The 8,214-nt window shown below is 69.0% G+C and carries 6 protein-coding genes; 3 read left to right on the top strand and 3 right to left on the bottom strand.

Features of this window, described 5'->3' with window-relative positions; all coding sequences use genetic code 11:
• From ACK5M9_RS11745 to trmB, 3 genes are all read right to left on the bottom strand, one after another.
• A partial coding sequence (locus ACK5M9_RS11745) for an MMPL family transporter (protein WP_416893346.1) occupies positions 1–2,302 on the bottom strand: 2,302 nt, incomplete at its 3' end.
• 89 nt (positions 2,303–2,391) lie between these two features.
• Positions 2,392–3,201: an NYN domain-containing protein gene (locus ACK5M9_RS11740; protein WP_416893345.1), complete on the bottom strand. Its 810-nt coding sequence runs from the start codon at positions 3,199–3,201 to the stop codon at positions 2,392–2,394.
• Between the two features lie 4 nt (positions 3,202–3,205).
• On the bottom strand, positions 3,206–4,003 hold the full coding sequence (trmB, locus tag ACK5M9_RS11735) for a tRNA (guanosine(46)-N7)-methyltransferase TrmB (protein ID WP_416893344.1): 798 nt from the start codon (positions 4,001–4,003) through the stop codon (positions 3,206–3,208).
• Positions 4,004–4,258: 255 nt separating this feature from the next.
• On the opposite strand from trmB, the gene ACK5M9_RS11730 reads away from it, so the two are divergent.
• From ACK5M9_RS11730 to ACK5M9_RS11720, 3 genes are all read left to right on the top strand, one after another.
• The gene (locus ACK5M9_RS11730; protein ID WP_416893343.1) at positions 4,259–5,260 is read left to right on the top strand and encodes a hypothetical protein; all 1,002 of its coding nucleotides are present in this window, start codon (positions 4,259–4,261) and stop codon (positions 5,258–5,260) included.
• Positions 5,257–6,876, top strand: coding sequence for a hypothetical protein (locus ACK5M9_RS11725; RefSeq protein ID WP_416893342.1), 1,620 nt, complete (start codon positions 5,257–5,259; stop codon positions 6,874–6,876). The genes ACK5M9_RS11730 and ACK5M9_RS11725 overlap by 4 nt, the downstream gene beginning before the upstream one ends.
• 173 nt (positions 6,877–7,049) lie before the next feature.
• A partial coding sequence (locus tag ACK5M9_RS11720; protein WP_416893341.1) for a phosphoenolpyruvate carboxykinase (GTP) occupies positions 7,050–8,214 on the top strand: 1,165 nt, incomplete at its 3' end.

Below are 8,214 nucleotides of genomic sequence, written 5' to 3'. Positions count from 1 at the left end.
GCGCGGTGCTCGACGACGGCTTGCGCTCGTCGGGCAGCTGGATCTCGCCCAGCCCAATGCGGTTCTGCAGGCGGCGCATCCACCGTGGCGCCCACCAGCAGTCATCGCCGAGCAGCTTCATCACCGACGGCACCAGGAACATCCGGACAACGGTCGCGTCCAGCAGCAACGCCGCCATCAACCCGAACGCCAGATACTTCATCATCACCAGGTCGGAGAACACGAACGAACCGGCGACCACGGCAAGCACCAGAGCCGCAGCCGTGATCAGGCGCCCGGTGGTGGCGGTGCCGATGCGGATGGACTCCTGGGTGGACAAACCGTTCTCCCGCGCCTCCACCATGCGGGACACCAGGAACACCTCGTAGTCGGTGGCCAGCCCGTACCCCACGGCCACCACCAGCGCGATGATCACCACCATCAACGGCGTCGGGGTGAAGTTGAGCAGCCCGGAGCCGTGGCCGTCGATGAAGATCCAGGTGAGGATTCCCATCGTGGACGCCAGCGTCAATACGCTCATCACCGCGGCCTTGATCGGCAGCACCACCGAGCCGAACGCCAGGAACATCAGCAGCATGGTGGTGCTGATCAGCACCACCACCATCAACGGCGCTTTGGCCACCAGGCTGTGGATGGAATCCTGTTCCAGGGCGGGCGTGCCGCCGACATAGATCTCGATACCCCTGGGTGGGGTGATCAGGCGTAGCTCGTCGATCTTCTTGGCTGAGTCGGCCTGGTCGATCAGCCCGTTCTGCAGCACCCGCACCGACGGATCCTTGCTTGCGTCGGGAGCTTGCGCCCGTTCGTGCCACATTTCCTTCGGGTTGTCGTCGGGCTTGATGAACCCGCTGATCTGCATCGCCTTGCTGCGGACGTCGGCGAGCTGCCGGTCGGTGACGGGCTGGCCGCTGTCCGACTGGATCACCAGGGTCAGCGGGTTGGTCCGGTAGCCGGGGAACAGTTCGTCGAAGTGTTCCTGGGACTGGCGCGCCGCGTTGTCCGGCGGCAGATACTTCTCGCTCATGCCGCCCAGCGACATGTTGCCCAGCGGGATGATCAGCAGGATCATGCCGACGACGATCGGAATCGCGAATGCCAGCGGACGCTTCATCACGAAGTTCGTCAGCTGGCCCCAGAAGCCGGCCTCGACTTCTTCGCGGGTCTTGGTCTTCTGCAGCCGGTCGGCCAGCCAGTTCAGGAAGGTCCGCGACACGTTCCAGTCACGCAGAAACGGAACGCGGAAGGCGGTCCGGACACCGAGCGCGTCCACGTGTTTGCCCAGCACACCCAGGCAGGCCGGCAGCAGCGTGATCGACAGGATCGCGGCCAGCGTGACCGCCGTGATCAGTGCGTAGGTGAGCGATTTGACGAAACCCTGGGGCAGCAGCAGCAGGCTCGCGCCCGAGGCGGCGATCAGGACCGCCGAGAACACCACCGTCCGACCGGCCGTCATCACGGTGCGCCGAACCGCGGTGTCGGTGTCGTAGCCCTCGGCGATCTCCTCGCGGAACCTGCTCACCACGAACAGCCCGTAGTCGACCGCGATGCCCAGGCCGATCAGCGAGACGACCGGCTGGGCGAAGAAGTGCACCGGCCCGAACATTGCGATCACTCGCAGGATGCCCTGCGAACCGGCGATGCTCAGCCCACCGACCATGACCGGCAGGGAGGCCGCGACCGCGCCGCCGAACACCAGGAACAGGACCACCGCGACCAACGGCAGGGCCAGTACCTCCATGCGACGCTGGTCGGTGGCGATGGTGCCGGTCAACGCACTGGCGACCGGTTGCAGCCCGGCGAGTTGGACTTTGCCGCCGTCGAGGTCCTGCAGCGCCGGTTCGACGTCGTTGTAGTTGGTCAGGATGGCGTCGTCGTCGTCACCCTTGAGCGGGATCGACACGAAGGTGTAGTGCTTGTCGCCGGTGGCCATCCCCTTGATCACCAAGTTGGTGCTGTCGGGTGCACGCAGATAGCCGGCCCAGCCGAGTATCTGATCCGGGTAGTCGGCGACCAGCTGATTGAGTTCGCCGGTGACCTTCTTCGACCAGGCAGGGTCGTCGACGGTCTTGCCGTCGGGGGCTTGGAAAATGGCGACGATGTGGCCGGTCCGGTCGCGTCCGTAGACCTCGTCGCCCAGGATCGACGCCTTGACCGACTGGCTGCCGTCGTCGTAGAAGCCGCTCTGGGTGACGTGGTCGCCCAGGCTCAGCCCGAAAACGCCGCTGCCCAGGCTCAGCGCCACCGTGACCGCGATGACGACGTACCGGTATCGGTACACCGTCCGACCCCACCAGGCGAACACATAAGCTCCTTTACTGGATCGCGAGCGACCCGCGCGTGGCGCTGCATTGCGGTGCGGCGCTTCTAGGTTGTCTGTGGCGCATTGTCAGTTCACGCACGCGGGGCCAACAACGAGGACAGCGGCCGGAAGGGCTGCAGCCATGCCCCCTGCTCCGGTAGCGAATCCAGACCGATTCGCGGCAGCGGCCCCCGGAAAACACCGGCGATGTCTTCCAGGTCGACGAACTCCAGGCTATCCGACGCTAGCGCCCAACTGGTGTATTCGCGAAATCCGAGCACCTGAACAGGGGTTCCGTCGCGGGCCACCTCCTCCAGCGGTTGCCGGAAGGCCTGGCCGTCGGCGGAGGCCACCATCAGTGCGGCGAGGCCCTCGCGGCGACGCAGATCGATGTGTTCAAGCATGTCGCTGTCCACGTCGCTGTCCTCGTCGACCTTCGGCTTGGCGAAGACGGCGAACCCCACGTTGCGCAGCGCGTCCACCCACGGGCGGACCACCTCGGCGCTGCCCGCGGCGATATTGGTGAACACGGTGGCCTCGGGTTCGATCCGTGTGCCGGTCGTCCCGGTCGTCCCGGTCGTCCCGGTCGTCCCGGTCGTTCCGGTCGTCCCGGTCGTCCCGGCGGAGTCGGCGGCGGCCGCGACCTCGGCGGTACGGGCCAGCAGCCAGCGGCCCAGTGCGTCGAACCGGGGTCGTTCCGGCCCCGTTGGCCGGCGACCGAGGATCGAACCCAGACCCATGTCGAGGTTGGGTGCGTCCCACACCAGCAGAACTCGCCTGACGGGCTTGGAGTAGCCGGGCCGGCCGCCCTGTCGCACGTCCCCGTCGCGTGCATCTCCGGGTGACGCGGCCTGTGCGCCGGCATCGGGCAGGCGCGGGGTCGCTTCTTCGATAAGACTCATCTGCTCATCCGGTTTCGTGTTTGCGCCAGACGAACTCGCTGACGGGGCTGCCCGCTTTTCGGGCCTTGGTTTCATACTTGGTGGCCGGACGTCCGACCGAGATCGGGAGCGTCTGGTTCCCGGTGTCGGAGCTGGTCGGCTGGGTCACGCGGGTCAGCTTGGGTTCGGCGTCGCCGACGGCCGCGCTGTGCTCGGCATAGCCAGGATGGTCGGTTGCGGCGTGCAGTACGCCACCGGTGACCAGGCGGTCGGCGATCAGGGCGACCGTCCCGGACTGCAGCAGCCGCCGCTTGTGGTGCCGCGCCTTGGGCCACGGGTCGGGGAAGAAGATGCGGACACCGGTCAGCGAATCGGGCGCGATCTGGCATTTGAGCACGTCGACTCCGTTGCCGCGGATCAACCGGATGTTGCCCACCTCGGCATCGTCGATGGCGCACAGCAACTGGGCCAGGCCGCGCCGATAGATTTCCACCGCGATCACGTCGATTCCAGGCTCGGCCTGCGCCATCGCCAGGGTCGACGTCCCGCTGCCGCAGCCGATCTCGAGCACCAGTGGCGCGTCCCGGCCGAACCAGGCGGCGGTGTCCAGAGGTCGAGCGGTGCCGGACGGGGCATCCTGGGCCACGCCCTGGCGGCCGAGGTCCGGCCAGCGACGTTCCCAGGTTGCGCGCTGGGCATCGGACAGGGCTGAGCGGCGCGAACGGAAACTGGTCGCCGGAAGGTAACCCCAGGCGGCGTCGGCCGGTGGGCCGGTCTCCAACTCCACACCGGGTCGCGAATGCATCTGTATATGGTGGCCCATCAACGGCGGGTGTAGCCGCCTCTGGTCCAGATTGATACCCAACAGTTGCCGTCGGCTGGTAGCCGAGGGCGACGGGTGGGAGTCGGCGGGCAGCGTCTGGCGGAGCGGCCGTCGGCTGGTAGCGGGTGGCTCGAAAATCGTCGCCGAGAATGTCACCATTCCCCCCGGGGCGGTTCGCCCGGTGCGGGCAAGCCGACCCGGCAGCCGGAAGTCGACCGGGACGGGGGGCATGGAATTTCCGCCACTTTTGTCGATGTGCTCGCTCGCTTTGCCAACCGGATTCCTGACGACCGGGTGGCGGCACTGGCCGAGCGGACTGGCGCACCTGTGACGGTGACGGTCAGCGGGCGCCGCGGCGCGGGCCGCCACACCGTTGCCGGTGCGCTCGACCGGGTGGGCCGGTCGTCGGGCATCCGGGCGGCAGTGGCGGCCGGCGAACCGGACCTGCGGGTCCACGTCTTGGTCGAAACCGTCAAGCCCGAGGATCACCGGGGCGAGAAGCCGGTGCTGGCGGTGCTGAACAAGACTGACACGATCCACTTGCGCGGTGCCGGCCCGATGCCCGCGGCGCAGGCGCGGTGCGTCCGGTTGTCCGCACTCATGGAGGTGCCGACGTTGCCCCTGAGCGGGCTGCTCGCGGTGGCCGGTTGCCGGGGACTCGATGGGGCCTGCTGGGCGGGACTGCGCGCGCTGGCCGCTGACCCCGGAATGCCCGGCTTGCTGGACGGTTCCTTCGACGGCGTCCTGGCGGCCTCGCTGCCGGTGCCGGTGGCCGTGCGGCAGCGGTTGCTGGCGACCCTGGACCTGCTGGGGATCGCGCTGGGCAGCGCCGCATTGCGGCAGGGCGCCGACATGGCACAGGTCAGGGCGCTGTGGCGACAGGTCAGCGGGGTCGACGCGGTAGTCGAACAGCTGGTGGCGGCCGGCACTGTGGTGCGCTACCGGCGGGTGTGTGAGGCCGTCGCCGTCCTGGAGGCGCTGGCGGTGTCGAACCCGCAGATCCGCACGTTCCTGTCCCGCGACGACACCGTCCTGGCCCGGACGGCGGCAGCGGTCGACGTCGTCGCTGCCGCCGGGTTGGAGCCCGGCCCCGATGAGCCGCTGGCGCGGGCGGTGCACTGGCAGCGCTGCCGAGCCGCCTGCGCGAGCGAACTGCATCGTGCCTGCGCCGCCGACATCGCGCGGGGATCGCTTCGGCTGTGGTCACGGGCCGGCGGTGTGCCCTCCCGGGGTGTGCCGCGGCGGGTGCCCCGTTGACCGATACCCCCGACAACCAGCCCGCCCCGGTGGACAACCCGGTGGCCGCTGTCGCAGCCGAACCCGCGATGCACCGCCCGCGGGAGAAGGTGCTGGTCACCGGGCCGCAGCTGGCCGGAGCCAGCAGTGTGGCCGCAGCGTTGCGGACGCGGTTGCCGCAGCACACCTTCGTCGAGCCCGCGCAGCTGGGACCCGCGGAGGAGCCCCCGGCGGCGGTGGTGTTCGTGGTGTCGGCGGCCGCGGTGTTGACCGAATCCGATTGCACGCTGCTCGATGCCGCCGCCGCGCTCACCGATTCGGTGGTGGGCGTGGTGGCCAAGACAGATGTGCACTACCCGTGGCGGGAGGTTCTCGAGGCGGACGTCGAAACAGTGTCCGGGCATGCGCCGCGCTATGGCCGGATGCCGTGGGTGGGCGTGGCCGCGGCGCCGGAGGTGGGTGAGGCGCAGGTCGAGGAGCTGGTGGCGTGCGTGGGGGAGGAGCTGACCGACCCCGGCGTCGCACGCCGCAACAGGTTGCGAGCACGGGAATCGCGGCTGCGCACCGCCGCGCGCCGCCTCGACCGCGATGCCGAGGGTGCCGGGCGGCAGGCGCGGGCCGACGCCCTGCGCGAACGGCGCGGCACGCTGCTGCGGGGACTGCGCCAGTCCAGGGCGCGGCGTGCGATAGCGGTGCGCGGCCGACTTCAGCGGACCCGGCTGCAGGCGATCGGTTTCGCGCGCGATCGCTGCTCGTCGCTGCGGACCGAGCTGCAGGAGGAGATCCTGGGTCTGTCGCGCCGGGCAACGCCTGAGTTCGAGGGGTACGCGCGCCGCCGGCTTGCCGACGTCGCCGCCGACGTCGCCGACTACGTTGACACCGCTCTGGCGGAGGTAGCGGACATCGCCGGGGTGCGTTTGGAGCTCTCGGCGGCCGACCCGCTTCCGGCGGCGACGAACGCCGGCCCGCCTCGGGCCGACCTGGCGCCGACTGCGATATCCGCCGACTCGGCGCGGGCCGCAACACTGGCCGACTCGCTGCCGACCGACCTGCCGCCGACCGTGCCCCCGCCCCCGCCGCCGGCGTCGCGCCGCGTGGAAACCCGGCTGGTGGGGGCGGTCGGTGCGGTGTTCGGCCTTGGTGTCGCCTTGACGCTGACCCGCCTGGTGGCCGGTCCGGCATCGCATGTCCGTCCGGGGGTCGCTCAAGCCGTCGTTGTGGCGTGCGTGCTACTCGGACTGGTGGCAGCGGTGTGGATGGTCCGGGCTCGCGGCCTGTTGAGCGATCGCGCGATGCTCGACCGCTGGACTGGCGAGGTGGTGTCGTCGCTGCGGTCGGCGTGCGAGCAATTGGTGGCCGGCAGGGTGTTGGCGGTGGAGTCGCTGCTGAACGCGGAGATCGCGGTGCGCGACGAGGGCGAGGATGCCCGGGTGGCCGAGCAGGTCGAGGTGATCGACGCCGAACTGCGCACACACATCCGGGCGGCGGAACGGGCCGCGGCGGTACGGGACCGCGAGATGGCCGGTATCCGGGCCGCACTGGACGCGGTTGCCGCGGAACTGGGCGATCCTCCCGCGCCGGGCGCGCGGACCCGGGCCGACGCCGTCGGCATGGACGCCTGGTCACCGAGGTTCTGAATCGGTCTTGTGAGCAGGCTTATACCCGCCCGGCCCGGTATCGACAAGTGATGCGCGATAACCTGTCCTAAAGCGCCGGTCACGCCGATTATGGTCGTGGGCCCGCCGCGCTTGACGTGTACGGGACCAGAACAAGCCGACAAGCACAGCAGCAGAATTCAGGAGAAGCTTCGATGACCTCAGCGACCGTTCCCGGTCTGGATACCGCGCCCACCAAGCATCAGGGCCTGTTGTCGTGGGTGGCAGAGGTTGCCGAGCTCACCCAGCCCGACCGGGTGGTATTCACCGATGGTTCCGACGACGAGTTCCTGCGATTGTCCGAGAAACTGGTCGATGCCGGCACGTTCACCCGGCTCAACCCGGACAAGCACGCCAACTCCTACCTGGCGCTGTCGGACCCGTCGGATGTCGCCCGGGTGGAGTCGCGGACCTTCATCTGCTCCGAACGCGAAATCGACGCCGGCCCCACCAACAACTGGAAAGACCCCGCCGAGATGCGGTCGCTGCTGACCGACCTCTACCGCGGGTGCATGCGGGGCCGCACCATGTACGTCGTGCCGTTCTGCATGGGTCCGATCGGTGCCGATGACCCCAAGCTGGGCGTGGAGATCACCGACTCCGAGTACGTCGTGGTGTCCATGAGGACGATGACCCGGATGGGTGCGGCCGCGCTGGACAAGATCGGCGACGACGGCTTCTTTGTCAAGGCGCTGCACTCGGTCGGAGCTCCGCTCGCGGACGGGCAGCAGGACGTCGCCTGGCCGTGCAACGACACCAAGTACATCACCCATTTCCCGGAGACCCGTGAGATCTGGAGCTACGGCTCGGGCTACGGGGGCAACGCGCTGCTGGGCAAGAAGTGCTACTCGCTGCGGATCGCCTCGGCGATGGCCCACGACGAGGGCTGGCTCGCCGAGCACATGCTGATCCTCAAACTCATCTCCCCGGAGAACAAGGCCTACTACTTTGCGGCGGCGTTCCCGTCGGCGTGCGGCAAGACGAACTTGGCGATGTTGCAGCCGACGATCCCGGGCTGGCGGGCCGAGACGCTCGGCGACGACATCGCCTGGCTGCGGTTCGGCAAGGACGGCCGGCTGTACGCGGTGAACCCGGAGTTCGGCTTCTTCGGTGTGGCGCCGGGCACCAACTGGAGTTCCAACCCCAACGCGATGAAGACCCTGGAGGCGGGCAACACCGTTTACACCAACGTCGCCCTGACCGACGACGGCGATGTGTGGTGGGAGGGCCTGGAGGGCGACCCGGCGCACCTGATCGACTGGAAGGGTCGCGACTGGACACCGGAGTCCGGTGAGAAGGCCGCGCACCCCAATTCCCGCT

This window comes from Mycobacterium sp. (assembly GCF_047975165.1).
Taxonomy (GTDB): Bacteria; Actinomycetota; Actinomycetes; order Mycobacteriales; family Mycobacteriaceae; genus Mycobacterium.
The sequence above is the reverse complement of the archived record's forward strand: the minus strand, read 5'-3'. Positions and strand labels throughout refer to the sequence as shown.

Bases quoted from the DNA above. Each gene is read 5' to 3' on its own strand.
- ACK5M9_RS11740 (WP_416893345.1), bottom strand. From the start codon at position 3,201: ATGAGTCTTATCGAAGAAGCGACCCCGCGCCTGCCCGATGCCGGCGCA.
- trmB (WP_416893344.1), bottom strand. From the start codon at position 4,003: ATGGGCCACCATATACAGATGCATTCGCGACCCGGTGTGGAGTTGGAG.